The following is a 26,450-nucleotide window of genomic DNA, read 5'->3' as shown; positions in this document are numbered from 1 at the left end:
TAGTATATCAAAGCTAACTTTTAGATTAAAGTTAGCTTTTTTTATGTTAACTTTGGCGAAGTTAGTTTTTTTTAAATCGCCTCTATCTATCATACAGATAGCAGGAATTTTGTAAAATTGTCAGTAAAAAATATTATCTTTTATAATGAAAAGGGGAGTCTGTATGAAGAAAATAAAAATATTTGACACAACACTTAGAGATGGAGAACAAGCGGCTGGAGTAAATTTAAATTTAAAAGAAAAAATTTTAATAGCAAAACAATTAGAAGCAATGGGAGTAGATATAATAGAAGCTGGATTTCCAATTGCATCAAATGGAGATTTTGAATCAGTAAGAGAGATAGCTAAAGTTATAAAAAAATCAACAGTAGCAGGACTTGCAAGAGCAAGAAAAGAAGATATAGATAGAGCATATGAGGCACTTAAATATGCCAAAAAGCCTAGAATTCATACATTTATTGCTACGTCTGATATTCATATGAAATATAAATTAAAAATGAGTAAAGAGGAAGTATTAAATCAAGCATATGAAATGGTAAAATATGCAAAATCATATTTTGATGATATTGAGTTTTCTGCAGAAGATGCGTATAGAAGTGATCCTGATTTTTTATGTGAAATATATGCAAAAGTAATAGAAGCAGGAGCAACGACTTTAAATATACCAGATACAGTAGGATATGCATTGCCAGAAGATTTTGGAAGATTTATAAAATATATTATAGATAATACAAAAGGGATAGAAAATGTAGATGTAAGTGTACATTGTCACAATGACCTTGGTTTAGCAGTCGCTAATAGCTTAGCTGCAATAAGAGCAGGAGCAACACAGGTAGAATGTACAGTTAATGGAATAGGTGAAAGAGCAGGAAATGCTGCTATGGAAGAACTTGTAATGACTTTAAAATTAAAAAAAGATGTATTAAGTGTAGAAACTAATATAGATACTACTCATATACATAGAATAAGTACATTAGTTAGTAGTCTTACAGGTATGAATATACAAGCAAATAAAGCAATAGTTGGTGCAAATGCTTTTGCACATGAATCAGGAATACATCAAGATGGTGTACTAAAAGAAAAGTCAACATATGAAATAATTTCACCAGAAGATATTGGATTAAAAAAAGAGTTGAATTTAGTCCTTGGTAAACATTCAGGAAAACATGCTTTTGAAAATTCATTAAAAGAAATGGGGATAGAATTAGAATCAGAAGAATTATTAGAGGCATTTAAAAAATTTAAAGATTTAGCGGATAAGAAAAAACATGTGACTACAAGAGACGTTGAAGCAATAGTTAATAATAAAACATATTTTAAGGAAGTATATAAATTAAAATCGTTTCAATTAAATAGCGGAAATAATATGACTTGTACCGGAATGATAGAATTAATAAAAGGTGAAGAAATTATTAAAGAAGTAGCTATTGGAGAAGGATCTATAGATGCATTATTTAAAGCAATAGAAAGGGTAACAAATTTAAAAGTTGAATTAAAAGATTATTCTATAAAATCAGTGACAGGTGGAAAAGATGCACTTGGAGAAGTAACAGTAAGATTAGCTTATGAAAATAATAATACTACAGGGAAAGCAATAGATGAAGATATAATTCAAGCAAGTATAAATGCATATTTAAATGCAATAAATAAAATGTTAGATAATATAAAAAATTAAAAAAATGAGGAGGATTTAATTTGAAAAAAGAATATAGGGTAGTAGCAATACCAGGAGATGGTATAGGACCAGAAATAACAAAAGTTGGAATAGAAGTTATAAATAAAGCAGTAGAAAAATATGATACAAAAATAAATTGGGTAGAAATGGATGCAGGTGGATGTGCTATTGATAAATTTGGTGAACCTTTACCAGCTAAGACATTAGAAGAGTGTAAAAAATCAGATGCAGTATTTTTAGGAGCTGTTGGTGGATGGAAGTGGGACACTTTACCTGGGAATAAAAGACCTGAAAAAGCTCTTTTAGGACTTAGACAAGGATTAGATTTATTCTGTAACTTAAGACCGGCTAAAGTATTTGAGGAATTAAAAGATGCATCACCATTAAAAAATTCTATTGTTGATAAAGGAATAGATATATTAGTAGTAAGAGAGCTTACAGGGGGAATTTATTTTGGAGAAAAAGGAAGAAAAGGCGAAGGGGAAGATTTAGTAGGATATGATGTAATGCAGTATTCTAAAAAAGAAGTAAAAAGAATAGCGAAAGTAGCATTTGAAGCAGCTATGAAAAGAAATAAGAAATTAACGTCTGTAGAAAAAGCAAATGTATTAGAGGTATCGAGAGTATGGAGAGAAGCAATATTAGAAATAGCACCAGAATATCCAGAAGTTGAACTTAATCATATGTATGTAGATAATGCTGCAATGCAACTTGTGAGAGCACCAGAACAATTTGATGTAATTGTTACAGGAAATATGTTTGGAGATATATTATCGGATGAGGCATCTATTATAACAGGTTCAATTGGAATGCTTGCATCAGCAAGTTTAAGAGATGATAATTTTGGAATGTATGAACCTATCCATGGTTCAGCTCCAGACATAGCAAATCAAAATAAAGCAAATCCAATAGCACAAGTATTATCAGGAGCTATGATGCTTAGATATAGTTTTGGAATGAATGAAGCTGCTGATGATATAGAAAATGCAGTAAATAAAGTATTAAAAGAAGGATTTAGAACAGGAGATATTTATAGTGAAGGAAAAGTTTCTTTGGGGACAAAAGAAATGGGAGAAGCTATATTAAAATATTTATAATTTACATAAAAAAGAGACCTTTTAGGTCTTTTTTTTTATGTAAAATAATTAAATATGATTATAAAAAAATTTTTTTGATTATTTTTGATTGGAAATGATTGATTTTTGATTGAAGAGGTAGTATAGTATTGTAGAGGAGGAAAATATGTTAATAAACGAAAGATATGATTTGATTTTAAAATATTTGAAAGAAAAAGAAACAGTAAGCGTGAAAGAATTGACGGGTGTTACGAAAAGTTCTGAAGCAACTATTCGTAGAGATCTTATTGAATTAGAAAAAAAAGCTCTTTTAAAAAGAGTACATGGAGGAGCTACTGTTATTGATGATAATATAGAACTTTCAATGGCAAGTAAAACATCTATTAATAGAGAAGAAAAAGAAATTATCGCAAAATTTGCAGCCTCTATTGTAAATGATGGTGAATATATATTTTTAGATGCTGGTAGTACTACATTTCAAATGATTAAATATTTATCCAAAAAGAAAATAAAAGTTGTAACAAATGGTATTGATCATATTTTAGAATTAGTAAAATATAATATTAGTTCATATGTAATAGGCGGAGAAATAAAAGAAACTACAAGAGCACTTATAGGAATAGAAGCATATGAACAGATTTTAAAACATAATTTTAGTAGAGCTTTTTTAGGAGTAAATAGTCTTAGTTATGAAAGGGGATATTCAACTCCAGATACAGAAGAAGCACTTATAAAAAAGACGGTTATAAATTTATCTAAAAAATCATATATTCTTGCAGATAATTCAAAATTTGGGAAAAATTCATTTTGTAAATTTGGGAAATTAGAAGAAGCTATAATTATAACAGATAAATTAATTGATAAACGATTTAAAGAAAAAACAATAGTAAAGGAGTGTAAGTAATGATTTATACCTTAACACTTAATCCATCTCTTGATTATACTGTAATAGTTGATGAATTTAAAGAAAATAGATTGAATTTGAGTAAAGAAGAATATAAAACAGCTGGTGGAAAAGGAATAAATGTAAGTCAAGTACTACAAAATTTAAATGTAAAATCTATAGCAATGGGATATTTAGCGGGTTTTACAGGAGAATTTATAGAGAAAAAGCTTAAAGAAAATGGAATCTTAACTGATTTTATAAAATTAGATAATGGAGATACTAGAATAAATATTAAAATGAAAAGTAAAAATAGTGAAACAGAAATAAATGGAAATTCACCATATATATCAATTGAAAAAGTTGAAAAACTTATAAAAAAAATTAAAGAAATTTCAAAAGAGGATATTGTTATTTTAGCTGGAAGTGTACCTAAAAGTTTGCCAAGCGATACATATATTAAAATTATAAAATCATTAAATAAAAATACAAAGTTTATACTAGATACGCGTACTAAGATATTAAAAAATACTAGTAAATATAAGCCATTTTTAGTAAAGCCAAATAAAGATGAATTAGAAGAAATATTTAATATTAAATTAGAAAGTTTAGAAGAAGTTATAAAATATGGAAAACAATTAAAAGATATAGGTCCTCAAAATGTAATTGTATCACTAGGAGAGAAAGGTGCTATATTTATTACTAAAAATGGTATATATAAAGCTATTCCACCTAAAGGTGAGTTAATTGATTCAGTAGGTGCTGGTGATTCTATGATAGCTGGATTTACAGCAAAATATATAGAAACGTCAGATTTATTAGAATCATTTAAATATGCGGTTGCTACAGGTACTGCTACTGCTTATTCAAGAGGGTTAGCTACAAAAAAATTAACAGAAAAATTATATAAAGAAATAGAAATAGAAAAAATATAGATATACTGTTGGTTCATTAGTAACAGCGACAATCATTGGAGTAGTAAAAAAACCGATTATTGAATAGCATGAAAAACAAAGAATATAATAATAAATTTTAAAGATGGTTTCTCTATGAAATCATCTTTTTTTATTGTATAATAAAATTGGTGATGATATGGAAAATATTATTAAAATAGAAAATTTGAATTTAACTTTAAATAATAAATGGATATTTAAAAATTTTAATCTTAGTCTAAATAAAAATGAAAAAATATTATTAAATTCTAAATCAGGAAGTGGTAAAACAACATTACTAAATATAATATTTGGATTTTTTTATATAGATAGTGATGTGTATATAAACAATAATAAGTTAAATAGCAAAAATATAGAAAAAATAAGAGAAAATATATCTTATATACCTCAAAATATTTTTTTTCAAACTATGAAAGTAATAGAATTTATTGAATATATATTTTCTTTAAAACAATATAGAAAAAAAGAATTAGATATTTTGAAGTTAGAAAAATATTTAGAAATATTTCAATTGGATAAAGATATTCTAAATAATTTCACAAATAAATTATCTGGTGGAGAAAAACAGAGATTGATGTTAATAATTACAATTTTATTAGATAAAGATATTTGGTTGTTAGATGAACCCACTTCAGCAATTGATTCAGAAACTAAAAAAAAAGTAATAGAAAACATTTTAAAATTAGATAAAACAATGATTATTGTATCACATGATAAAGAATGGTTAGAATATGAAAGTATAAAAATAATAAGTTGGTGATTAAATGACAAAAGATATATCTATATATTCATTAGGATTATTAATATTATTTATAATACCTTTAATAATAACTTCTATATTTTTAAAATTGGATATTATAAAAAAAACTTTTTTTTCGATATTTAAAATGTGTATACAACTTTTTTTAGTATCCCTTTATTTAAATTATATTTTTACACTAAATAATAGATTTATTAATTTATTGTATTTATTAATTATGATAATAATTGCAACACTTAATGTTGCTAATAATAGTAATTTAAAATTAAAAAAATTTATATTTTATATCTTTATTTCAATTGCATTTTCTCAAGTATTAACACTTTTTATATTTAATAAATTTATTATTAATTTATCAAATATATTTGATGCGAAATATATAATAGCTGTAGGCGGAATGCTTTTGGGAAATGAAATTTCAGGAACGATTATTACATTAAATAGTTTATATAATGAAGTAAGTAAAAAAGAGGAAAAATATTTATTTTTATTAACAATAGGTGCTAATAAATTAGAGGCTTTACAAGAAAGTATAAAAATATCTATTTTATCATCGATTACCCCAACAATAGCATCTATGTCAGCAATAGGAATAGTATCTTTACCAGGAATGATGACAGGACAAATATTAGCTGGAAGTATACCCACAACTGCTATAAAATATCAAATAGCTATCATGCTCGCTATACTTAATGCAAAATTTATATCTTCTATTTTAATAATAATATTTTTTAATAAAAAATGTTTTACTCCATACTCTCTACTAGATAAAGAATATTTTAAATAATTTTTATAAAATGACGATAATTAATTATAAATATAAAGGAAATAGAGAGTATATTAAAATATAAAATATTTAATAAAAATTTAGGAGGAAATATATGTCTATAATAAAAAATAAATTTTTTTATATAATAATAATTCAAGTTATATTTTTTCAATTATTGTTTTCAAATGATGAATATAAAATAGAGAAAATAATAAGAGATAACAAAGTAATAGGTGAAAAAATAATAAATCTAAAAGGAGATATTATAAAAGAATATCTTTATAAAGAATATGAAAATGATAGAGCAACTATTTTAGATGTAATTTCGAGAGGAAAAAGGGTAAAAAAGGTAGCAGAATTAAATATAATATATAATAATAATAAAAAATTATTTGCAGTAGAAAGAGATTTAAAAGGAAATATAAATGAAGTAAGCTTTTTTTATACGTTTGAGAATAAATTTATTGAAGAAAAAAGAGATGGAAATGGGAAATTACTTCAATTTTTAGAGTATAAAGATGATGGAAGTATAGTTGATGTAACAGAGGAAATAATATCTAAAAGAATTTTAGAAAAATTAACAGTAACAGAAAAAAATAAAACTAAAATTTTAAAATCACTAGATAGTTTAAAATTAATACTTTCAAAAGATAAAAAAATATTATTAGCTCAAACTTTAAAACCTTTAAATACAGCTAAAGTGGCAGAAAAAGATGTATTAATTTCTCAAATAGTAACAGATAGTATAAAAGAGTATACAAAAACTGATTTTGTATTAGTAAATGCTGGATTATTTCAAAATAAGATTGATATAGGTAATATATATTATGAAAATATTAAAAATATTTTAACAGATCATAAATTATATACTTTAAATCTTTACGGATATGAAATAATAGAACTTTTTAATAATATATCTAAATTGCCAAAAGGACATAGAGAATTTCCAAATACAGCGAACTTAATATGGGAAACATTAAAAAATAATATAGTTATTACTATAAATGGTGAACCATTGGATAAATACAAATTATATAGTTTAACAGTAAATGAATATATAAAAAATGGAAATGGTGTATATTTTAAATTAAAAGATAAAATATTTTCAGAAATACCTTATAAAACAGAGCTTATAGTTGCAGATTATTTAAATACAATAGATATTATTGATGATAGTTATATATTAGAGGATAGAATAAAATGAAAAATCTCCCTTACTTAGGGAGATTTTAATTTATTCTACAGTTACTGATTTTGCCAAATTTCTAGGTTTATCTACATCTAAACCTCTAGATTTTGCTACATAATAAGATAGTATTTGTAAAGGAATAACATTTATAACAGGAGAAAATAATTCCTCTGTATCAGGTACATATAATACAGCATCAGAAATATCTTGAATTTTTTCATCACCTTCACTTGCTATAGTTATTATTGTTCCACTTCTTGCTTTTATTTCTTCTACATTATTTTTAACTTTTTCATATGTATGAGACTTTGTAGCTATTGCTACAGTTGGGAAATTTTCATGTATTAGAGCAATAGGACCATGTTTTAATTCACCAGATGGATAGCCTTCAGCATGAATATACGATATTTCCTTTAACTTTAAAGCACCCTCAAGAGCAATAGGAGCATTTATATTTCTACCTATAAACATTGTGCTATTTACATTTTCAAAAAGTTTAGCTATTTTTTCTATATTTTTCTCATTATTTAAAATTGTTTTGACTTTTTTAGATAATAATTTTAATTCTGATATAATGTATTTTCTTCTCTCTTTTGATAAAATATTTTTCTTTTCTCCTAAAAATAACATTAAAATATAAAGAGCTATTAATTGAGAAACAAAGGCTTTTGTTGAAGCAACACCTATTTCAGGGCCTGCATTTGTATAAATAGTACCATCAGCTTCTCGACTTATAGTACTTCCTACTACATTTAAAATTCCTAAAGTTTTAGCACCTTTACTTTTAGCTTCTCTAAGTCCTGCTAAAGTATCAGCAGTTTCTCCAGATTGACTTATTAAAATAACAAGATCTTTATTTGAAATAATAGGATTTTTATATCTAAATTCGGAAGCTACTTCAACCTCAACAGGTATTCTTAATTCTTGTTCTAGTATATATTTTCCTACAAGTCCTGCATGCCAAGAAGTTCCACAAGCGACAATATGTATTTTATGAATATTTTGAAGTTCTTCATCGCTCATAGTTATTTCATCGATTTTTACATTATCTTCAAATACTTTTCCTCTAAGAGTATCATTAATCACTCTATCTTGTTCATGAATTTCTTTTATCATAAAATGGTCATAACCACCTTTTTCTGCAGCTTCTAGAGACCATTCTATGTGTTTTATATTTTTTTCTGTTTTATCACCATTAAGGTCAAATATTTCAACAGAATTTTTAGTTAAAATTGCTATTTCACCGTCATTTAAGAAAATAGCATCTTTTGTATGTTCTAATATTGCGGGTATATCTGAAGCAATAAAATTTTCATTTTTTCCTACTCCGATAACTAAAGGAGAGCCTTTTCTAGCAGCAATTAGCTTATTAGGTTCATTTTTTGTAAAAACTCCAATTGCATAAGCTCCATCTAATAGTGGTAGAATTTTTTTAACAGCTTCAAATATATCACCTTCATATGCATCTTCAATTAAATGAACTATAACCTCTGTATCAGTTTGACTTAAAAATTTGTGTCCTTTTTTGATAAGAGCAGCTTTTAATATATCATAATTTTCAATAATACCATTATGTACCAGTGTAATATCATTATTGGTAGACAAATGAGGATGAGAATTTTCTACACTTGGTTTTCCATGAGTTGCCCACCTTGTATGTCCAATTCCAAGAAAACCTTTCATATCTGTATTTATAATCTCTTTTTCAAGATTAACTAATTTACCAACAGCCTTTTTTGTAATAATATTTCCATTTTTTAGTATAGATATTCCAGCTGAATCATATCCTCTGTATTCTAGTTTTGATAAACCATTGAAAAGTATAGATTTGACTTCTTTCCTTTCACCAATATAACCTACTATTCCGCACATAGTTGTCCTCCTCAAAAATATAAAATTTTTTAAGGAAAAATAGTCACTAAAACATATTTGTACCTAAAATCACTTTTAGATTTTGTATGTTTTTTAGGTTGTGACCACCTCTAGAGCATCCGCCGAAAATTCGATAACTCTAGTCCTCGTCTTCTTTAAATAATTTAAAGATCTGGCGCTTTTATATTTTTTATTTTTCCTTAAATTAACAATAGAAAAATTTTAGCATAATGTATATACAAAATCAAGAAATTGTTTATTTCTGAAAAAAAATTTATAAAAAAAACACCTATAAATTATATAGGTATTTTGAGAGTAAGGATTATTTTTTTGAAGATTCATAAATAGAAATCCAAGTTTTAACGTCTATTTTAGTTATAAGATCAGCAATTAAATCATAAGGGATGTCGTTGAATTTTTTAAATGGAATACACCTTTTACCCATATCTAACTTATGGTTACATTTTTTTGAATATTCTTCTTTAAACCAATTTAATAAATCTTTATTACTATACAATCCTAAATGATAAAAAGAAATATAATTTTTTTGTGAAGCTAAATTAATAAACGGAAGAGGTAATCCATTTTTATATCCTTATGGATAAATAGAAAGAGGAACAACATATCCAATTATATTATAATTTAATTCTTCTACAAATCCTTCAGGAATATTATTAATGATAATTTTTCTTAAATTTATTAATAATGATTTTTCTATCATTAGGCAAACTATTTATATAATTTTCAAGAGTATTATAATTTTTCATTTAATTCACCTTTTCCCAATTATTAGAATCTTTCAATTCTAATTCACTTCCTGTAATTACTCTATTTTGAGTAAAGTTATTTAAATACATATCTTTTTTAGGAGTATATCTATTAATTACTAAAAATTTTACAACTTTTGTAGTACTTACGAAAGATATTTTAGATTTAGCTTTATTTTTTTTATTGAAAATATAAATACTAAATCCTATATTAATATTTCCAGTGCTAGTAGTATTTCTAGACAGTGTATTTTGTATTTTATTATTATTATCAATAAAACAATATTGTAAATTTTTCTCTAAATTTAATTTTCTATAAATAGTTGTAGAGCCATTTTTTTTAGCTGTAATAATATAATTATTGAAATCAATGCTTATATCGTATTTTTCTCCAGTTTCATAGGATAATTCTGAAATTCCTTTTATAAAAGTAGGTATCTGATTTCTCATTTTAAGTATAGCATTTGTTTCCATTTGTTTAGATACAGTAGCATAACCGATTGTACTTAATATAGTAATAATAGATATAGCTATAAGCAATTCTATTATGGTAAATCCATTTTGGTGATTATTCTTCATAAATATATCTCCTTGTTATTGTTTTGCTAAATTTAGAAATGATATCATCGGCTATTGTATTAGAATTTTTAGCAAATTCTTCAATATCAATATTATTACCTAATATAATAACTTCATCATCGATTTTAGCATTAGTATCAGTAAAATCAATTATTATTTTTTCCATACATATATTTCCTATTATTTTACATTTATTATTATTATATAAAACATAAGCTTTATTAGATAATTGTCGCATATATCCGTCAGCATAGCCAACAGGAACGACGCCTATTTTACTATCTTTATTTAAAATAGTTTGACTATAAGATACACCTTCACCTTTTTTTATATACCTTATATCAATAATTTTAGCTTTCCATTTAAAAATAGGGGTAATATTAATGTTTTTATTTTCAATAGGTTGAAGGCCATAGAGAGCCATACCAATTCTAGCGTAATTTTCTTTAATAATTACTTCATTAAATGAAGCAGGACTATTTGATAAGTGAATAATACTATAATTAAGATTATATTTTTTTAGTATAGAAATAATGTCATTAAAACTATCAATTTGATTTTTCATAAATTTAATATTACTATCAGCAGTCGCAAAATGTGTATAGATTCCAGCTATATTTATATTGTATTTGTGTACTAATTCTATTAATTCAGGAATATCTTCTTTTTCTAAACCAAGTCTATTTAAACCAGTATTAAATTTTATATGAAATTTAATTTTTGAAATATCATTTTTTAAATAAAAAATCCATTTTTTTAAATAAAATAGATTGAAAATAGTAAAAATAAAATTTTTATCAATACTTTTTTTTAAATATTCAGACTCTATTTCATTAAAAATAAGAATATTAGAGGTGATACCATTATTATAAAGCTCAATAGCTTCTTTATAATTAGCCACTGCAAATATCTCTATATTAAATTTATTTTGTAAAAATCTTGATATTTCAATAGCTCCCATACCATAAGCATTTGCTTTTACTATTGGAATAATATTTTTATTTGTATATTTTTTTATGTAATTATAATTTTTTTCTAATTTATTTAAATCAATTTCTAACCAAGTATACATATTAAGCCTTTCTAATTTTCTTTTTTTCTAAAATTTAATGCTTCAAGTATATGAAAATATGTTATATTTTCACTACCTTCTAAATCCGCAATAGTTCTACTTACTTTAAGTATTCTATCAAAACTTCTTGCAGAGATATTCATGCTTTTAGAAGCATTTTTAATTATATCTTTACTTTGATTATCTAATTCACAGTATTTTTTGATATCACTACTTGTCATATTTGCATTTATATATTTATTTTTATATCGTTTATTTTGAATTTTCCTAGCTTTTATAACTCTAGTGTATATCTCTTGAGAAGATTCACCTTCAGAATATTTAAAAAGTTCATCTTGAGATAATCTTCGTACTTCTACATATAAATCCATTCTATCAAGAATAGGACCAGATATTTTATTCATATACCGTATTCTATCTCTTTCAGTACATTTACAAAATTCTCCAGTATCACTACCATAATGTCCACAAGGACAGGGATTACTAGCAGATATTAACATAAAATTACTAGGAAAAGACACTCTATATAAAGAACGACTAATATTAACAACTTTATCTTCTAGAGGTTGCCTCATTGTTTCAAGAACTTTTTTAGGAAATTCAGCCATCTCATCTAAGAAAAGAACTCCATTATGTGCTAATGATATTTCACCTGGCTTAGGATTTCTACCTCCACCAATTAATGCAACATCAGAAGAGGTATGATGAGGAGCTCTAAATGGTCTAGTTTTTATAAAAGGTTCGTCCTTATTAAGCATGCCTGCAATACTATAAATTTTAGTTGTTTCAATAATTTCATTTTCATTCATAGGTGGTAAAATAGTATTTAATCGCTTTGCAAGCATAGATTTTCCACTTCCAGGAGGTCCTATCATAAATATATTATGACCACCAGCAGCAGCTATTTCAAGAGCTCTCTTAGCTTTAGTTTGTCCTTTTACCTCTTTAAAATCTATTTCAAAATTTTGATCTATAAATTCAATTTTATTTTTTATTTTTATTCTTTTATTATTATTAATAAATTCAATAACATCATTTAAAGTTTTTACTGGAATTATATCAATATCTTTAATTAATGAAGCTTCATAATAATTTTCAGCAGGTAAAATAATTCCTTTAAATTTTTTTTCTTTTGCGAGTATTACAGAATTAATAATACCGTTTACCTTTTTAATTTCACCGCTTAAAGAAAGTTCTCCGATTAATAAATAGTTATTAAATTTATCTTTATTTACAATATCATAGCAAGATAAAATTCCAATAGCTATTGGTAAATCATAAGAAGCGCCCTCTTTTTTTATATCAGCGGGAGATAGATTTACTACTATTTTTTTTGGTTGAATTTGATAACCGCTATTTTTCATAGCAGCGCGAACTCTTTCTCGACTTTCTGATATAGCAGTATCAGCTAATCCTACTATGGAAAAAGATGGAAGTCCATTATTAATGTCAACTTCCACCTCTATAATAAATGTTTCAAGTCCTATATAACCACTACTTAATACCCTAGATAACATATTTCCCCCTAAATTGTTATTAAAAATTATTTTACATATTTTTTATCTGTTTTCATAATGTGTTCTATTAACCATTTTTTTAAGAAATCAATAAGTTCATTAGATACACTTGATTTTCCAGATTTTATATCATTTTGTACTTTAACTACTTGTTCTACAAATGTTTTATGAATTTTTTTATGATTTTCTAAATCATCATATCCAATGCTTTCCATATATTCTTCTTCATCTTTAAAATGTGTAACAGTATAATCAGCTAACTCTGCTATAATTTCATTAATTATACTTTTACTTTGTCCAAGTAGCATAGCAGCATTTAATGTATTTACTAAAGTTACAAGTTTTTTATGCTGATTATCTATTTTTTCATTATTAACACTATATTTATTGTCCCATTTAATTAAATCTTGAATTTGATTATTATTATCTAAAATAGCTATTCCATTTATACTTCCAGTTAAGCTATGAGAAATTTCATTAAGTCTAGAAATTTCTTCTAAAAATTCATTTAATTTATTACTTATAATTTCAAAAATATATGTTTGTTCTTGACTGATGTTTGTAATTGTTTCACCGTTAAAAGCTACAGTTTCAGTTGCAACTTGAATCTCTTCTATTGCTGTTGATTGCTGATTAATAGCATTAGAAATATTAGTAACTTCTTTATTAGTACTTTCAGTTTGTTCAACGATATTATCTATTTCTTTTATGGTATCTTCAGAAAGTTTTATACCTACTTTTACTTCATTATAACTTTCTTGTACAGCATTAATAACTTCATTTGTTTCATTTTGTATTATTTTAATTAAATCCTCTATTTCTTTTGTAGCTTTTCCAGAATCATCAGCTAGTTTTCTTACTTCTTCAGCAACTACTGCAAAACCTTTACCAGCTTCTCCAGCTCTAGCTGCTTCAATTGCTGCATTTAATGCAAGTAAATTTGTTTGTTCAGATATTTGATTTATCATATTTACTATATTTACAATTTTTTCTGAAGAAGAAGCTAATTCATTGGTTTTAGTCTCAATTATTTGCATAAGTGTTTCAATTTTTCTCATTTCATTAAGTGTTTTTGTAACACTTTTTCCACCTTTTTTAGCTGCTTTTGCAGTATCATTTGATAAAATCATAGTTTGCTCTGCATTTTCAGCAACTATTTTAAAACTTTCAGATAAGTTATTAATAGTAGCTGATATTTCTTCTGTTGAAGCGTATTGATTAGTTACACTATCGAGTATATCTTTTGTTTTATTCTCTAATGCTAAAAGATTATCAGTGTTTTCATTAGAGCCTTTAATAATTTCTTCAGTTTCTTTAGTTAAATGATTAGAGAGTTCTTTTAAATTTTTTGAAGAATAGTTGATTATAGACACTATCTGAGAAATTTTATTAAAAAATCCAAATAATCTTTTTAATGAAGGGTATTTATCTTCATATTCAGTAAAATCAATATCATTGTTTTCTAGTTTTGAAAAAATATTTTCTAAAAGTTTTTGTAAATGAAACAACTTTTTAGTTGCAAAAGTAATTAAAATTAATTGAATAATAATAAAAATACTACCTAAAAGAATATTCCCTTTTGTAAATAAAATAAGGATACTTAAAATAATAATACTTCCTAATAAAACCATATAACCCACCGCCTTTATAAAATTTATATATTATTATAATAACATATTTTTTATATAAAATAAATTATATTTTTTTTGAGTTTGTGATATACTAAAATAAGGTGAGAAAGATGAAAAGTGTAGCAATATTTTGTAATGTAATAGATAATTATGGGGATATAGGATTTGTCTTTAGATTAGCGAGACAATTGCATAAACGAAATGATAAATTAGAAATAAAAGTTTTTTTAAATAACTTAAAATCTTTTAATAAAATTAATAAGAATATTTCTATAAATAAAACACAACAAAAATTAGGAAATATTCTTTATATAGATATAAATAAGGTGGATTATTTTGAAATTGAGAAATCAGAAATAGTTATAGAAGCATTTGGTTGCGATATAGATGAAAGTTATTTTGAAAATAATAATAAAACAAAGCTGATAATAAATTTAGAATATTTAAATATAGAAGAGTGGACAAAAGATTATCATTTAATGCCGTCTTATTCGGGATATAATAATATAAAAAAATATTTTTTTATGCCTGGAATAGAAGAAGGAACAGGAGGAATTATATCTGATTTTGAAATCCCTATTTATTCAAAAAAATATTTTTTTAATAATGAATTAAAATTAGATATAAATATTGAAAATAAAATTATTACAATATTTACTTATGAATTTAATTTTGATAATTTAATGAAGTATCTAAAAAAACAAAAACAAAATTATACATTATTACTATTTGGAGAAAAAACGCAAAAATATTTTAGAGGATTAGACAAAAAAATAGATAATATTGATTTAATTTTTATGAATTATTTATCTCAAGAGGATTTTGATAAAGTTCTTTATTTTTCAGACTATAATTTAGTAAGAGGAGAAGAAAGTTTTGTAAGAGCAATTCTTGCAGGAAAACCTTTTTTGTGGCATGCATATTGTCAAGAAGAACTAGAACACTTAAATAAGATAAGCGGTTTTTTACAAATCATTTCAAAATTTTTTCCACAAAAAGAATTTGAAATATATAAAAAAATAATGTATAATTATAACTTGAGAAAAATCAATAATTATGATAGAAATGATGTATATTTTGATGATTTTTTTAAAATTGATAGAAAAATTTTTTTGAAATTTAGTAATAGTATTAAAAAACATAATTTAATAGATAATTTGATGCTCTTTATTGAGCAAAATTTAAAATAATTTAGGAGGAATTTTTAATGAAAACAGCTCAAGAATTTTCATCTGGAAATATTATAAAAATGGGGAATGATGTATTTTTTATATTAAAAGCAACATTTAATAAATCTGGAAGAAATGCTGCAGTTATGAAATTTAAATTAAAAAATGTTATAACAGGACAAATAAAAGAAGAAGTTGTTAAAGCTGGAGATAAATTTGATGATATTAGATTAGATAAAAAATCTATGCAATTTTTATATGAAATGGATGGAGACTATAATTTTATGGATCAAGAAACATTTGATCAAATTGCATTAAGAAAAGAAGATTTAGAAGATGCTCCAAAATATTTAGTAGAAGAAATGGTAATAGATGTTCTTTTCTATGAAGGAAAACCAGTGGGAATAGAATTACCTACATCTGTAGAAAGAGAAGTAACTTATACAGAACCTGGACTTAGAGGAGATACAACAGGAAAAGTAATGAAACCAGCTACAATAGAAACAGGATATGAATTACAAGTACCTTTATTTGTAAATATTGGGGATATAATAAAAGTAGATACTAGAACGGGAGAATATGTAGAAAGAGTAACTAAATAATGATTTTAAAGCAAATTGATAATTCAATTTGCTTTTTTTTGTTTTTTAGAGGAAAATAGTATAGAGGTATAGAAAATATTAAATAAATATAGGGAATTAATAAATTCTTTATATACTGTATAAAAAAAGGAAAGAATTTTCTTAATAAAAAAATATAATGATTTAAATTATTGAGATTAATAGTTTAATTAACTAAAATAAAAAGGGGGAAATATCTTTGATTAATGAATTAAAAGATATTAAAATCTTTGCAGGTAGTACAGGAAAAGAGTTTGCAGAAAAAATGTGTAAATATTTAAATTCTACTCTAGGGAAATCAAGTGTAAAAAAATTTTCTGAAGGAAATATTTTTGTACAAATTCAAGAAACGGTAAGAGATAAAGATGTATATTTAGTTCAATCAATAGGAATGAATCCAAATGATGAATTTACAGAAATATTATTTTGGATGGATGCATTTAAAAGAGCAAGTGCAAAACAGGTAACAGCGATTATTCCATTTTTTAGTTATGCAAAAGGTGATAAAAAAGATGAGCCAAGAGTATCGATTAGAGCTAGAGTTTGTGCTGAATGTATTGAAGTATCGGGAGCAGATAGAGTAGTTACAATGGATTTACATAGCCCTCAAATACAAGGTTTTTTTAAAAAACCAGTGGATCATCTTTTCGCTATGTCATTATTATCTGAATATATTAAAACAATGAATTTAAATAATTTAATGATTGTTTCTCCAGATTCAGGATTTGCAAAAGAAGCTAGAATGTATTCTGAATATTTAGATTTGCCAATAGCAATAGCAGATAAAACAAGACGAGATCATTTAGAAAATGCAAAAATATTAGATATTGTAGGTAATGTAGAAGGGAAAAATATAGTAATTACGGATGATTTTACTATTTCAGGAGGGACTTTAATAGATTTAGCTTATGAATTAAAAAAAAGAGGTGCTAAAAAAATCTATGCAGTATTATCACATGTTTTGTTAACTAAAGAAGGATTAGAAAAAATAGAAAATAGCCCTATTGAAAAAATAATTTCAACAGATAGTGTAAAAAATGAATATATAAAAAATAATGATAAAATAAAAATTATTTCAGTTGCACCACTTTTTGCCGAGACTATAAAAAGGATACATCTTAGAAAGTCAGTAAGTTGTATATTTGAAAAATTACCTTACAAAATTATTAAAAATTCATTTTAATAAAACATTTAAAAAGAAAGTAAAGCATTGTATAAATGTAGTATAATATTAATAACAGGTCTTAATTGATGAGATATTAAAAATTCTTTTATAATATATAAAAAGGAGGAATTAAAATGAAAAAATTATTAATAATTGTATCTTTTTCTTTGCTAATTACAGCATGTAATATGTTTGAGTCAATTGATAAAGCAAAAGATACAGAGGAAGTAAAAGCCTTTAAACAAGAGCAAGCATTAAGAGAAGGAGATTTTGCAGAATCAGTAAATATTGCTGAAGAAACTATCAATGGCGATAGTGATATGAGAGCAACTAGTAATGAAAGTGAAGAAGTAGCTTCAAAAGTGAAATTTGATGTAACTAGCTTAAGTGCAATACAAATAAGTAATGCAACGATAAATGATATTACTACATTAAATACAGAAGATATGGTAAAAGCTATAGCTACAACTACTAATTCAGCTGTAGCAATTGAAGGTGCTAAAAAAGTATATGAAGATATTTCTAAACCATTAGAAAATTTAATCAATAAAAATATATCAAAAGCAAAAGAGTATACAGAAGCTAAAACAACAATAGCAGAAAGTAAAATGGGACAAGGAAATTTAAAAACTACAGATGTTTTAGATAGCTTTACAGGGAATGCAAATTTAGCAGGGAATATAGTGGCAAATACATCTAGTAATGATGATTTTTCAATAGCTGATTTAATTGAAGTGAATCATAATTATAAAAAAGCATATTTACAAGGTGCGTTAGATGAATTTATGAAAGCTCTGGTAAAAGATATAACAAAATTTAAAAACATGAAAGAAATAATACCTAATTATACTGATAAATATACTGCTGAAATGGTAACAGGAGGAGTATGGTTAGCTATAGAAATAACAGATGTTTTTGCAAACAAAGATCAGAGTAAAACTCAAGATAAATGGATATTTAAAAAATATTCAAACTTAACAGATGAAGATAAATTAGCGTGGATGAAAATCAAGCCAAAAGTTATAATAACACTTACAAATTTAAGAGCTAAACTTATGATGTTGTTAGGAGTGACAGAAGACCAAAATGGTAATTTATCAGCTAAAGATCCAAGTAAAGTAGTAAACATAAAATTATTAAAAGATAATTATGATGATTTTTATGATGTTGTAGATGAGTTTGATAATGTATTAGAAAAAATAAGCTCAATTACGTTTAGTGATAGCATAAATGATACAACAGAACAAACTAACTATGAAGGATTATTAAATCAGCTTGGAGTAGCAACAGAACAATAAAAAGGGGAGGTCAATTAATATGAAAAAGTTATTTTTAATTATATTTATTATATCAGCGACATCGATATTTGCAGAAGTAATCCCTGCATCATATAAAACAGTAAAATCAAATGCAATGGGGGGAACTACAATTTTGGCTGAAAAAAGTGATATGTCATTAATATATAATCCAGCAATGTTAGAATTTATAGATAAATGGCATTTAAGCTTTTTAGGTGGAAATATTGGAACAGGAAATGAAACTTTTGAAGTAGCAAAAGCACTTCAAAATATGATGGATGCTATATCAAATGCAAATGAAGATGATGTACCTAAAATTCTTAATGATTATTTAGATGGAACAAATACAAGTGGTAAAAATAATGATGGAAATGAGATAAATAATAAAGCAATAAGAGCAGATATCTCAGGAGTTATTGCTTCGTATACAGGTAGAATTTTTGGAGCAGGATTTGGAGTAGGAGCATTTGGAAATGTAAATGCAAATGAAATAGCTCTTGTAAATAAACCAAGTTCTCCAGAGTTAGTTTTAGATATGAACACAAGTTTAGATGTGCCATTAGGAATTTCAAAATCGATAGGTAAAAATAATCAATATTCTATGGGACTATCTTTTAGAATGGTATCAGCTACTTCTATGGAGGCTTCATTAGGCTCATCAGGATTATTTGAACTAAGTGATGATAATATTAGTGATGATAAAAAAAATTCATTATTAGGATATTCAGAATACTCTGGATTTAGTACAAATTTAGGTGCTGTATGGCAAACTAAGAAATTAAATTATGCATTTACATTAAAAGATTTTATTAATAGTGTAAAAGTAACAAAATATGAAAATGAAGAAAAAATAGAAGAAGATGATAAACTTCCATTAAATCTTTCTATAGCAATTAGTAATAAATTTACTCCAGAAGAAAGAGGAATGAACTGGTATGAAAAAAATATATTTTGGACAGTAGAGATACAAAATTTATTAAATAAAGACCTTGATGGAAATGGATACGATGATACTAATTTTTGGAAAAAACTTCATGCAGGAGCGGAAATAGCGTTAATTAATAATAAAGCTTTTGATTTTGATTTTAGAGTAGGTTTAAATCAAGGATATCCAACTTATGGTTTTGGAACACAATTATTCAGAACGCTTTTAATTGATTATGCTTATTTTACAAAAGAAGTTGGACCATATATAGGTTCACAAGAAGTAAATATGCATACATTTGCATTTAAAATTGAGATATAAATTTATTATATATAGTAAATAAAGACTGCTAAATTAGCAGTCTTTATATTTTTTTGAGCTTTATTTCAATAGTACTGTTTTTATCAATATATATTTTTAATTTATCAAAGCCTCCGGGAATACCTTTACCGTTATAATTACTAAGTCCAACAGGCTCTTTTGGAATTCCTAAAAAATTTTTATCCAATTTTTTATTATTGTTAATATCTTGAAAGACTGAAAATAAATAATAATTATTGGGTAGAGTTATTTTTTTGGAAATTTCATTATTATCAGAAGATAAAATAAACTGTTTTAAAGGAATATCTCTTTTATAACTTTTTTTTGAATTAAAAATTTTAAGATAAATATTCCCTTTATTTTTATAGATGTTATTAATTCTTAAATTTATTATGTAATTATTTGCAAATAGATTATAAGCTATAAATAAAAATAATATTATTTTCTTCATAAGGTACCTCCAAAATTTTTCTTAATATAAGTTTACTAAAAATAAAAGAATTTCCTTTTTAAAAATAAAAAATTGTTAATTATATCAATTATATTCTTAATATTCTTTTAAATTATATATATTTATATTAAAGAGGAATTTTGTATTGTATATTTAATACTATTATTTACTTTTAAAGACTTATAATTATTATAAAACCTAAGTTAAAACTTTTATTTTATTTAAACATGACGATAATTATAATAGAGAGTTGGAGGGGATAAAAATGTTTAAAGATAGATTAGCAAAAAGATTAGATGAAATAAAAAATAATTTAAAAAAGTATAGTGAATGCGAAGCGATTATATGGATGAATTCTACAGGTTTAGAATTAGAAGAATTTAATAAATATACAGGAATTGATTTTATAATTTTTGTAAAAGAAAACGAAAACGAATTTTTAAAAAATATATCTTGGCTAGATTGTGAATCAAAAGTGATATATGCTTTTAAAAATAGAAAAAATGGATATAAAGTAATGTATGAAGATAAAATATATTTAGAATTTATTATATTTAATTTAGATGAAATAGAAGAAATGATTTTACCAGAAGGAAGAATTATATATATAAAAAATAAATTTGACATTAATAAATTTCAAATAGAACGTTTAGAAAACAATAATATAAATATTGATTGGGAAATAGGAGAATTAATAACATATATATACTTGGGGCTAGCAAAATATAACAAAGGTGATAAAATACCAGCATTTAGTTTTATTCAGATTTATGCAGTAAATAGATTGTTAGAATTAGCTATAATATTAGAAGAAAATCATCTTTCTTATAATATTATTGAAAAAGAAAATATAAAATTTCAAGGGATTTCATCAAATGTAAATAAATTTATGCAAGGATATAATAAAAGTAAGGAATCAGCATTAGAATTAATTTATTATATAAATAAAAATTTTGAATTAAATAGTTTTATGACAGAAAAATTAATAGAGCTTGCAAAATAAAAAAAATCTAGTATTTCACTAGATTTTTTTATTATATTGATATAGAGAATATAAACCATCAACTGCTAAAGTTTCAATATATTCATCTATTTCATCTATTTCATGACTAATAATTTTACCAACACCACCGGTACTTATTATATATGGAGAGTCTAGATGTGCTTTATATTGAGTAATCAATTCTTTTATTTGTCCAATAGCGCCATAATATATACCAGTATTAATATGTTCTATTGTATTTCTTCCGAGTACTGTTTCAGGTTTTTCAAATCTTACTTTTGGTAATTTTGAAGTTTTTGAAAATAAAGCATCAATAGACATATTTACTCCAGGTAAAATACATCCACCTAAATAAGTATTGTTTTTAACAATTTCAAAAGTTGTAGCTGTTCCAAAATCTATAATTATTATTTCGTTTTTATCAGGATATTTAAACATCGCTTCTGATATATCCACAATTCTATCAGCACCCATTGCACTAGGTGATTCTATTTTATTTGAAAAAGTAAAAGGTAATTTAATTTTAGAATTAATAACTAGAGGTTTTGTATCAAAATATTTTATACTTAAAAATTTAAAAATATTAGTTAAATTAGGTACAACAGATGAGATTACAACACTATTTATTTTTTTTAAATCTATATGTTTAAAATCAGATAATGTTTTTAAATATGAAAAATATTGATCTTCAGTTAAATTAGCGTTAGTCGCTATTCTAAATGAAGTAAGTTGTTTAGCATTTTTAGTATATATTCCTGTTACAATATGTGTATTTCCTATATCAAATCCAATTAACATTTTTCCTCCTAATTTTTGATTAAAATTATTAATTATAGCATTTTAATTTTTTAAATAATTTTTATAAATTGATATAAAAATTATAATTAATTATATCATTTTAATAAAAAAAAAAATAGAGATTGTTCTATTATTAAAATAATTATGATATAATAATTAGTAATAATAAAATCTAAAATAGGGTGAAAATAATGAAAGCTACTGGAATAATTGTTGAATATAATCCTTTTCATAATGGGCATAAATATCATTTAGAAAAAGCAAAAAAAAAGAATAGAAAAAATATTATTATTGCTGTAATGAGTGGAAATTTTTTACAACGTGGAGAACCAGCAGTTTTAAATAAATGGGTAAGAACTGAGATGGCTCTATTAAATGGAGTAGATATTGTTGTAGAGTTACCTGTTTTTTATTCGATTAAAAGTGCAGAAGGATTTGCAGAAGGAGCTGTTAGGATATTAGATGCTTTAAATGTAGAAACTATTATATTTGGTTCAGAAGCTGGAGAAATTAATGAACTTAAAGAAATAGCAAATCTTCACTTTAATGAAAATTTTCAAAATTTAATAAAAAATAGATTAAAAACAGGTGTTTCGTATCCAAATGCCTTTAATGAAGCGTTAAACGAATATGGAATTTTAAAAGAATTAAAACCAAATAACATTTTAGGAGTAGAATATATAAAAGCAGGGGAAAAAATAAAGAGTAAAATAAATTTTCAAACTATAAAAAGAGAAAAAGTGGATTTTTATGGGGAGGAAATAAGAGAAAAAATTACTTCGGCTACTAATATAAGAAAATTAATAATTAACAATGAAATAGAAAAAATAAAAGAAACTGTACCGGGAAATTGTTATAATTTAATTAAAAAAAATCTAGATAAAATAGTGACTTTAGATGATTTTTATCCTTATATAAGATATGAAATTATAAATAATTATAAAAAATTAAAAAAATTAAAAGATATAGAACAAGGGCTTGAAAATAGAATATATAATGTAGCTTTACAAAGTGAAAATATTATAGAATTTTTAGAAAATATAAAAACAAAAAGATATACAACAAGTAGAATAAAACGAATACTTATATCTATTTTGATAGGTATGTATGAAGATGAATATCAACTAGATTATATTAAAATACTGGGATTTACAGGAAATGGAAGAAAATACTTGAATTATATAAAAAATAATTGTAAACTAGATTTTATTACAAATATAAAAAATTTAAAAGAAAATTTTACTAAAGAAAGGAGAGAAAGAATGAGTTTTGAATTTAAAACAGACAATATTTATAAGCTTGTAAAGAGTTATGAGGAAAGAAAATATCCTGTGATAGTAAAATGAAGATTATTATTATTTTATTTATCTTAAGTGTTATTATTTTTATTATTCTAAGTAGTATAATGATATTAAAAAATATTATGAAGCCAGTTTACATAGGATTAGAAGAAGTCTATTCTGATCCTATATTAAGAGAGGATTATGGGATCTTTGATAAAAAAACTCCGCAAGATTATGGTTTTGATTATAAAGAAGTGGTATTTTGTTCACATAAGAAAAGATTAAAAGGATGGTATATTCCTTCACAAGAAAAAAGATCAGATAAAGTAATTATTTTTTTACATGGAAGGACATCAAATAGATTAGTAGTATTGGAATATTTAGATATTATAAGAGAAAAAGGACTAAATAAAGAATATGCTATATTTATGCCGGATCTAAGAGGAAGTGGAGATTCTGATAAGGGATTAACTGCATTAGGATATTATTATAAAGAAGATATTTTTGCAGCAATCAATTACATGAAAAATGGATTTAATAAAACAAAAGTTGTTTTATATGGATTTTCTATGGGGGCTCTTGGAAGTGCATATGCAATAGAAAAATATTATAATATATTAAAGCAAAAGGATATTGAAATAAAAGCTCTTATTTTAGATAGTCCACTAAGTAATTCAAAAGAGAGAATTATTGATAGAGTAAAAAAATTACCATTATCTAATTTTTATATAAAATATGCACCTTTTTTATTTAATATAGTTATTGGAAATAATTTAAAAAAATTATATTTAGGTTATCTTTTAAATAAAATAGAAGTACCAATTTTAATTTTGCAATCATTAGAAGATAAAACTACAAAATATAGTATTTTAAAAGAAGAATTAAAAAAATTAAAAAAGAAAAACAATATTTATTTACAAATATTTCAAAAAGGAGAACATGTTAAAATATATAGAATAAACAAGGAAAATTATAGTTTAGTAATAGAAAGATTTTTTCAAATGTAAAAAAATATTAAAATAAAAAATAAAAAGGTTGTAATATATATGGAAGTATGGTATACTTTATTTAAGTGATTCGAAAGAAGTAAAATGAATTTATGGAAATTTATGAATGTAGTAGTAGTATTTCCAAAATCAATAAAAGCTCTTGAAGAATTAAATTAAAAAAATTTGGAGGTAGTATTACTATGGCAAACGGAATAGTAAAATGGTTTAACGGAGAAAAAGGATTTGGATTTATCACATCAGAAGAAGGAAATGATGTATTTGTACATTTTTCTCAAATTAAAAAAGATGGATTTAAAACATTAGAAGAGGGAGAAGAAGTGTCATTTGACGTAGTTCAAGGACAAAAAGGACCTCAAGCAGAAAACGTAGTAGTGAAATAATTAAATATTTTAACTATACAAAAAAGAACCTATTTATTTAGGTTCTTTTTATTTTTTTTGATTTTTTAAAATAGAGATAAAGAAAAAGTAAAATGAATATAATTATAACAATCAGTTCAGAATTTTGGATAAAAAAACAGAATTTTGGGATTTTAATTATAAAAAATATAAAGTATATATAATAGAGGAAGTAGTAATAAAATAAAAAGAGGAGGTTTAAAATGAAAAAAGGATTAACATTGTTATTATTATTAGCATTAATGTCAACTATGTCATTTGCTGGGGGATTATTTAAAAAGAAAAAAACTCTTACAATATATGCAGGATTAATGGAAGATCATGCAATGGCAGCGGTAAAACAGTTTGAAAAAGAAACAGGAATAAAAACAAATTTTGTTCGTATGAGTAGCGGTGAAACGTTAGCTAGAATAAGAGCAGAAAAAGATAATATGACTGCTAGTATTTGGTATGGTGGACCTGCAGATGCATTTATAGCTGCAAAACAAGAAGGGTTACTTGAAGCTTATAAATCACCTAATGCAGAAATAATACCAGATAAATTTAAAGATAAAGATGGATACTGGACAGGTATATATATAGGATATTTAGGTTTTGTAATGGATAGAGAATGGTTTGAAGAAAAAGGATATGATTATCCAAAATCATGGCAAGATTTATTAAAGCCAGAATTTAAAGGTGAGATTGTTACAGCCCATCCGGGATCATCAGGAACTGCGTATACTATGCTTTCTACTGTAATTCAACTTATGGGAGAAGAAAAAGGTTTAGAATATATGAAAAAATTAAATGGACAAATTCGTCAATATACAAAATCAGGAACAGCTCCTGGAAGAATGGTTGGATTAAAAGAGATTCCTATTGGAATTACTTTCTTACATGATGCAATTAAATATAGATTAGAAGGATTTAAAAATATAGAAATAGCAGCACCAGCTGAAGGTACTGGATATGAAATAGGAGCGGTAGCGGTATTAAAAAATGGACCAGATATGGAAGCAGCAAAAAAATTTGTTGACTGGGCTTTAACTAAAAAAGCACAAGAATTAGGACAAAAAGTTGGATCTTATCAATTTTTAACAAATCCAAATGCTAATCCACCAAAAGAAGCAATGGTACTAAAAAATACTAAATTAATTGATTATGATTTTAGTTGGGCAGGTAAAAATAGAGGGAAATTAGTAGAAAAATTTAGTAAAGCAACAAAAACTAAAGCACCTACTAAATAATAAAATTTCTTAAAAAGAATCCATGTTTTACACATGG

At 24.5% G+C, this 26,450-nt stretch carries 26 protein-coding genes; 17 read left to right on the top strand and 9 right to left on the bottom strand.

Annotated elements, in window-relative coordinates; all coding sequences use genetic code 11:
* Nucleotides 1–163 precede the first annotated feature (163 nt).
* The 7 genes from EV215_RS08710 to EV215_RS08680 all read left to right on the top strand — a co-directional run bounded on the left by EV215_RS08710 (nucleotide 164) and on the right by EV215_RS08680 (nucleotide 7,320).
* Nucleotides 164–1,675: a 2-isopropylmalate synthase gene (locus tag EV215_RS08710; RefSeq protein WP_134113625.1), complete on the top strand. Its 1,512-nt coding sequence runs from the start codon at nucleotides 164–166 to the stop codon at nucleotides 1,673–1,675.
* A gap of 20 nt (nucleotides 1,676–1,695) precedes the next feature.
* The gene (gene leuB / locus EV215_RS08705; protein ID WP_134113624.1) at nucleotides 1,696–2,772 is read left to right on the top strand and encodes a 3-isopropylmalate dehydrogenase; all 1,077 of its coding nucleotides are present in this window, start codon (nucleotides 1,696–1,698) and stop codon (nucleotides 2,770–2,772) included.
* A gap of 145 nt (nucleotides 2,773–2,917) precedes the next feature.
* Nucleotides 2,918–3,655 (top strand): DeoR/GlpR family DNA-binding transcription regulator, encoded by a 738-nt coding sequence (locus EV215_RS08700; RefSeq protein WP_134113623.1) that lies wholly within the window; start codon nucleotides 2,918–2,920, stop codon nucleotides 3,653–3,655.
* A complete protein-coding gene (gene pfkB / locus EV215_RS08695; protein ID WP_134113622.1) occupies nucleotides 3,655–4,569 on the top strand; it encodes a 1-phosphofructokinase in 915 nt (304 codons plus the stop codon). Before EV215_RS08700 ends, pfkB begins: the two co-directional genes overlap by 1 nt.
* Before the next feature lie 157 nt (nucleotides 4,570–4,726).
* On the top strand, nucleotides 4,727–5,347 hold the full coding sequence (locus tag EV215_RS08690; RefSeq protein WP_134113621.1) for an ABC transporter ATP-binding protein: 621 nt from the start codon (nucleotides 4,727–4,729) through the stop codon (nucleotides 5,345–5,347).
* Nucleotides 5,348–5,351: 4 nt separating this feature from the next.
* Nucleotides 5,352–6,134: an ABC transporter permease gene (locus tag EV215_RS08685; RefSeq protein WP_134113620.1), complete on the top strand. Its 783-nt coding sequence runs from the start codon at nucleotides 5,352–5,354 to the stop codon at nucleotides 6,132–6,134.
* Between the two features lie 94 nt (nucleotides 6,135–6,228).
* Nucleotides 6,229–7,320 (top strand): 5'-nucleotidase C-terminal domain-containing protein, encoded by a 1,092-nt coding sequence (locus EV215_RS08680; protein ID WP_134113619.1) that lies wholly within the window; start codon nucleotides 6,229–6,231, stop codon nucleotides 7,318–7,320.
* A gap of 30 nt (nucleotides 7,321–7,350) precedes the next feature.
* Here the strand turns inward: EV215_RS08680 and glmS are convergent, their stop codons facing one another.
* The 7 genes from glmS to EV215_RS08650 all read right to left on the bottom strand — a co-directional run bounded on the left by glmS (nucleotide 7,351) and on the right by EV215_RS08650 (nucleotide 14,743).
* Complete coding sequence (gene glmS, locus EV215_RS08675) at nucleotides 7,351–9,177, bottom strand: glutamine--fructose-6-phosphate transaminase (isomerizing) (protein WP_134113618.1); 1,827 nt, start codon at nucleotides 9,175–9,177, stop codon at nucleotides 7,351–7,353.
* A gap of 322 nt (nucleotides 9,178–9,499) precedes the next feature.
* The gene (locus tag EV215_RS10630; protein WP_371682589.1) at nucleotides 9,500–9,742 is read right to left on the bottom strand and encodes a DUF1801 domain-containing protein; all 243 of its coding nucleotides are present in this window, start codon (nucleotides 9,740–9,742) and stop codon (nucleotides 9,500–9,502) included.
* A gap of 30 nt (nucleotides 9,743–9,772) precedes the next feature.
* Nucleotides 9,773–9,898, bottom strand: a complete 126-nt coding sequence (locus tag EV215_RS10690) for a hypothetical protein (RefSeq protein ID WP_306767497.1) — start codon at nucleotides 9,896–9,898, stop codon at nucleotides 9,773–9,775.
* Between the two features lie 46 nt (nucleotides 9,899–9,944).
* Complete coding sequence (locus EV215_RS08665; protein ID WP_134113617.1) at nucleotides 9,945–10,523, bottom strand: prepilin-type N-terminal cleavage/methylation domain-containing protein; 579 nt, start codon at nucleotides 10,521–10,523, stop codon at nucleotides 9,945–9,947.
* Nucleotides 10,513–11,595: an alanine racemase gene (gene alr, locus EV215_RS08660; protein ID WP_134113616.1), complete on the bottom strand. Its 1,083-nt coding sequence runs from the start codon at nucleotides 11,593–11,595 to the stop codon at nucleotides 10,513–10,515. The genes EV215_RS08665 and alr overlap by 11 nt, the downstream gene beginning before the upstream one ends.
* Nucleotides 11,596–11,606: 11 nt before the next feature.
* Complete coding sequence (locus tag EV215_RS08655; RefSeq protein ID WP_134113615.1) at nucleotides 11,607–13,112, bottom strand: YifB family Mg chelatase-like AAA ATPase; 1,506 nt, start codon at nucleotides 13,110–13,112, stop codon at nucleotides 11,607–11,609.
* Between the two features lie 26 nt (nucleotides 13,113–13,138).
* The gene (locus EV215_RS08650) at nucleotides 13,139–14,743 is read right to left on the bottom strand and encodes a bacteriohemerythrin (protein WP_134113614.1); all 1,605 of its coding nucleotides are present in this window, start codon (nucleotides 14,741–14,743) and stop codon (nucleotides 13,139–13,141) included.
* 110 nt (nucleotides 14,744–14,853) lie between these two features.
* Here EV215_RS08650 and earP point away from each other — a divergent pair, with 110 nt between their 5' ends.
* From earP to EV215_RS08625, 5 genes are all read left to right on the top strand, one after another.
* Complete coding sequence (gene earP, locus EV215_RS08645) at nucleotides 14,854–15,933, top strand: elongation factor P maturation arginine rhamnosyltransferase EarP (RefSeq protein WP_134113613.1); 1,080 nt, start codon at nucleotides 14,854–14,856, stop codon at nucleotides 15,931–15,933.
* A gap of 17 nt (nucleotides 15,934–15,950) precedes the next feature.
* On the top strand, nucleotides 15,951–16,514 hold the full coding sequence (gene efp, locus EV215_RS08640) for an elongation factor P (protein WP_134113612.1): 564 nt from the start codon (nucleotides 15,951–15,953) through the stop codon (nucleotides 16,512–16,514).
* A 217-nt stretch (nucleotides 16,515–16,731) separates the two neighbouring features.
* The gene (locus EV215_RS08635; protein ID WP_134113611.1) at nucleotides 16,732–17,715 is read left to right on the top strand and encodes a ribose-phosphate diphosphokinase; all 984 of its coding nucleotides are present in this window, start codon (nucleotides 16,732–16,734) and stop codon (nucleotides 17,713–17,715) included.
* A gap of 116 nt (nucleotides 17,716–17,831) precedes the next feature.
* The gene (locus EV215_RS08630) at nucleotides 17,832–18,995 is read left to right on the top strand and encodes a hypothetical protein (RefSeq protein WP_134113610.1); all 1,164 of its coding nucleotides are present in this window, start codon (nucleotides 17,832–17,834) and stop codon (nucleotides 18,993–18,995) included.
* Nucleotides 18,996–19,014: 19 nt separating this feature from the next.
* Complete coding sequence (locus EV215_RS08625) at nucleotides 19,015–20,241, top strand: hypothetical protein (RefSeq protein WP_134113609.1); 1,227 nt, start codon at nucleotides 19,015–19,017, stop codon at nucleotides 20,239–20,241.
* Nucleotides 20,242–20,284: 43 nt separating this feature from the next.
* On the opposite strand, the gene EV215_RS08620 is transcribed toward EV215_RS08625, so the two are convergent.
* Entirely contained in the window at nucleotides 20,285–20,692 is a 408-nt protein-coding gene (locus EV215_RS08620; RefSeq protein WP_134113608.1) for a DUF2141 domain-containing protein, read from the bottom strand.
* A 265-nt stretch (nucleotides 20,693–20,957) separates the two neighbouring features.
* On the opposite strand from EV215_RS08620, the gene EV215_RS08615 reads away from it, so the two are divergent.
* The gene (locus EV215_RS08615) at nucleotides 20,958–21,695 is read left to right on the top strand and encodes a hypothetical protein (RefSeq protein ID WP_134113607.1); all 738 of its coding nucleotides are present in this window, start codon (nucleotides 20,958–20,960) and stop codon (nucleotides 21,693–21,695) included.
* 18 nt (nucleotides 21,696–21,713) lie between these two features.
* On the opposite strand, the gene EV215_RS08610 is transcribed toward EV215_RS08615, so the two are convergent.
* Complete coding sequence (locus EV215_RS08610; protein ID WP_134113606.1) at nucleotides 21,714–22,493, bottom strand: type III pantothenate kinase; 780 nt, start codon at nucleotides 22,491–22,493, stop codon at nucleotides 21,714–21,716.
* A 191-nt stretch (nucleotides 22,494–22,684) separates the two neighbouring features.
* Between EV215_RS08610 and EV215_RS08605 the strand changes: the two genes are divergently transcribed.
* The 4 genes from EV215_RS08605 to EV215_RS08590 all read left to right on the top strand — a co-directional run bounded on the left by EV215_RS08605 (nucleotide 22,685) and on the right by EV215_RS08590 (nucleotide 26,413).
* The gene (locus tag EV215_RS08605) at nucleotides 22,685–23,839 is read left to right on the top strand and encodes a nucleotidyltransferase (protein WP_134113605.1); all 1,155 of its coding nucleotides are present in this window, start codon (nucleotides 22,685–22,687) and stop codon (nucleotides 23,837–23,839) included.
* Complete coding sequence (locus tag EV215_RS08600) at nucleotides 23,836–24,783, top strand: alpha/beta hydrolase (RefSeq protein ID WP_134113604.1); 948 nt, start codon at nucleotides 23,836–23,838, stop codon at nucleotides 24,781–24,783. The genes EV215_RS08605 and EV215_RS08600 overlap by 4 nt, the downstream gene beginning before the upstream one ends.
* Nucleotides 24,784–24,965: 182 nt before the next feature.
* On the top strand, nucleotides 24,966–25,166 hold the full coding sequence (locus EV215_RS08595; protein WP_134113603.1) for a cold-shock protein: 201 nt from the start codon (nucleotides 24,966–24,968) through the stop codon (nucleotides 25,164–25,166).
* Between the two features lie 221 nt (nucleotides 25,167–25,387).
* Nucleotides 25,388–26,413: an ABC transporter substrate-binding protein gene (locus EV215_RS08590; protein ID WP_134113602.1), complete on the top strand. Its 1,026-nt coding sequence runs from the start codon at nucleotides 25,388–25,390 to the stop codon at nucleotides 26,411–26,413.
* Nucleotides 26,414–26,450: the final 37 nt, after the last annotated feature.

This window comes from Hypnocyclicus thermotrophus (genome assembly GCF_004365575.1).
GTDB lineage: Bacteria > Fusobacteriota > Fusobacteriia > Fusobacteriales > Fusobacteriaceae > Hypnocyclicus > Hypnocyclicus thermotrophus.
This window is presented reverse-complemented; position numbering and strand designations above follow the sequence as displayed.

Bases quoted from the DNA above. Each gene is read 5' to 3' on its own strand.
- EV215_RS08685 (WP_134113620.1), top strand. From the start codon at position 5,352: ATGACAAAAGATATATCTATATATTCATTAGGATTATTAATATTATTT.
- alr (WP_134113616.1), bottom strand. From the start codon at position 11,595: ATGTATACTTGGTTAGAAATTGATTTAAATAAATTAGAAAAAAATTAT.
- earP (WP_134113613.1), top strand. From the start codon at position 14,854: ATGAAAAGTGTAGCAATATTTTGTAATGTAATAGATAATTATGGGGAT.
- EV215_RS08625 (WP_134113609.1), top strand. From the start codon at position 19,015: ATGAAAAAGTTATTTTTAATTATATTTATTATATCAGCGACATCGATA.
- EV215_RS08610 (WP_134113606.1), bottom strand. From the start codon at position 22,493: ATGTTAATTGGATTTGATATAGGAAATACACATATTGTAACAGGAATA.
- pfkB (WP_134113622.1), top strand. From the start codon at position 3,655: ATGATTTATACCTTAACACTTAATCCATCTCTTGATTATACTGTAATA.
- efp (WP_134113612.1), top strand. From the start codon at position 15,951: ATGAAAACAGCTCAAGAATTTTCATCTGGAAATATTATAAAAATGGGG.
- EV215_RS08680 (WP_134113619.1), top strand. From the start codon at position 6,229: ATGTCTATAATAAAAAATAAATTTTTTTATATAATAATAATTCAAGTT.
- EV215_RS08690 (WP_134113621.1), top strand. From the start codon at position 4,727: ATGGAAAATATTATTAAAATAGAAAATTTGAATTTAACTTTAAATAAT.
- EV215_RS08590 (WP_134113602.1), top strand. From the start codon at position 25,388: ATGAAAAAAGGATTAACATTGTTATTATTATTAGCATTAATGTCAACT.
- EV215_RS08665 (WP_134113617.1), bottom strand. From the start codon at position 10,523: ATGAAGAATAATCACCAAAATGGATTTACCATAATAGAATTGCTTATA.
- EV215_RS08605 (WP_134113605.1), top strand. From the start codon at position 22,685: ATGAAAGCTACTGGAATAATTGTTGAATATAATCCTTTTCATAATGGG.
- EV215_RS08700 (WP_134113623.1), top strand. From the start codon at position 2,918: ATGTTAATAAACGAAAGATATGATTTGATTTTAAAATATTTGAAAGAA.
- EV215_RS08620 (WP_134113608.1), bottom strand. From the start codon at position 20,692: ATGAAGAAAATAATATTATTTTTATTTATAGCTTATAATCTATTTGCA.
- EV215_RS08650 (WP_134113614.1), bottom strand. From the start codon at position 14,743: ATGGTTTTATTAGGAAGTATTATTATTTTAAGTATCCTTATTTTATTT.
- EV215_RS08595 (WP_134113603.1), top strand. From the start codon at position 24,966: ATGGCAAACGGAATAGTAAAATGGTTTAACGGAGAAAAAGGATTTGGA.
- EV215_RS10690 (WP_306767497.1), bottom strand. From the start codon at position 9,898: ATGATAGAAAAATCATTATTAATAAATTTAAGAAAAATTATCATTAAT.
- glmS (WP_134113618.1), bottom strand. From the start codon at position 9,177: ATGTGCGGAATAGTAGGTTATATTGGTGAAAGGAAAGAAGTCAAATCT.
- EV215_RS08710 (WP_134113625.1), top strand. From the start codon at position 164: ATGAAGAAAATAAAAATATTTGACACAACACTTAGAGATGGAGAACAA.
- EV215_RS08600 (WP_134113604.1), top strand. From the start codon at position 23,836: ATGAAGATTATTATTATTTTATTTATCTTAAGTGTTATTATTTTTATT.
- EV215_RS08615 (WP_134113607.1), top strand. From the start codon at position 20,958: ATGTTTAAAGATAGATTAGCAAAAAGATTAGATGAAATAAAAAATAAT.
- EV215_RS08655 (WP_134113615.1), bottom strand. From the start codon at position 13,112: ATGTTATCTAGGGTATTAAGTAGTGGTTATATAGGACTTGAAACATTT.
- EV215_RS08630 (WP_134113610.1), top strand. From the start codon at position 17,832: ATGAAAAAATTATTAATAATTGTATCTTTTTCTTTGCTAATTACAGCA.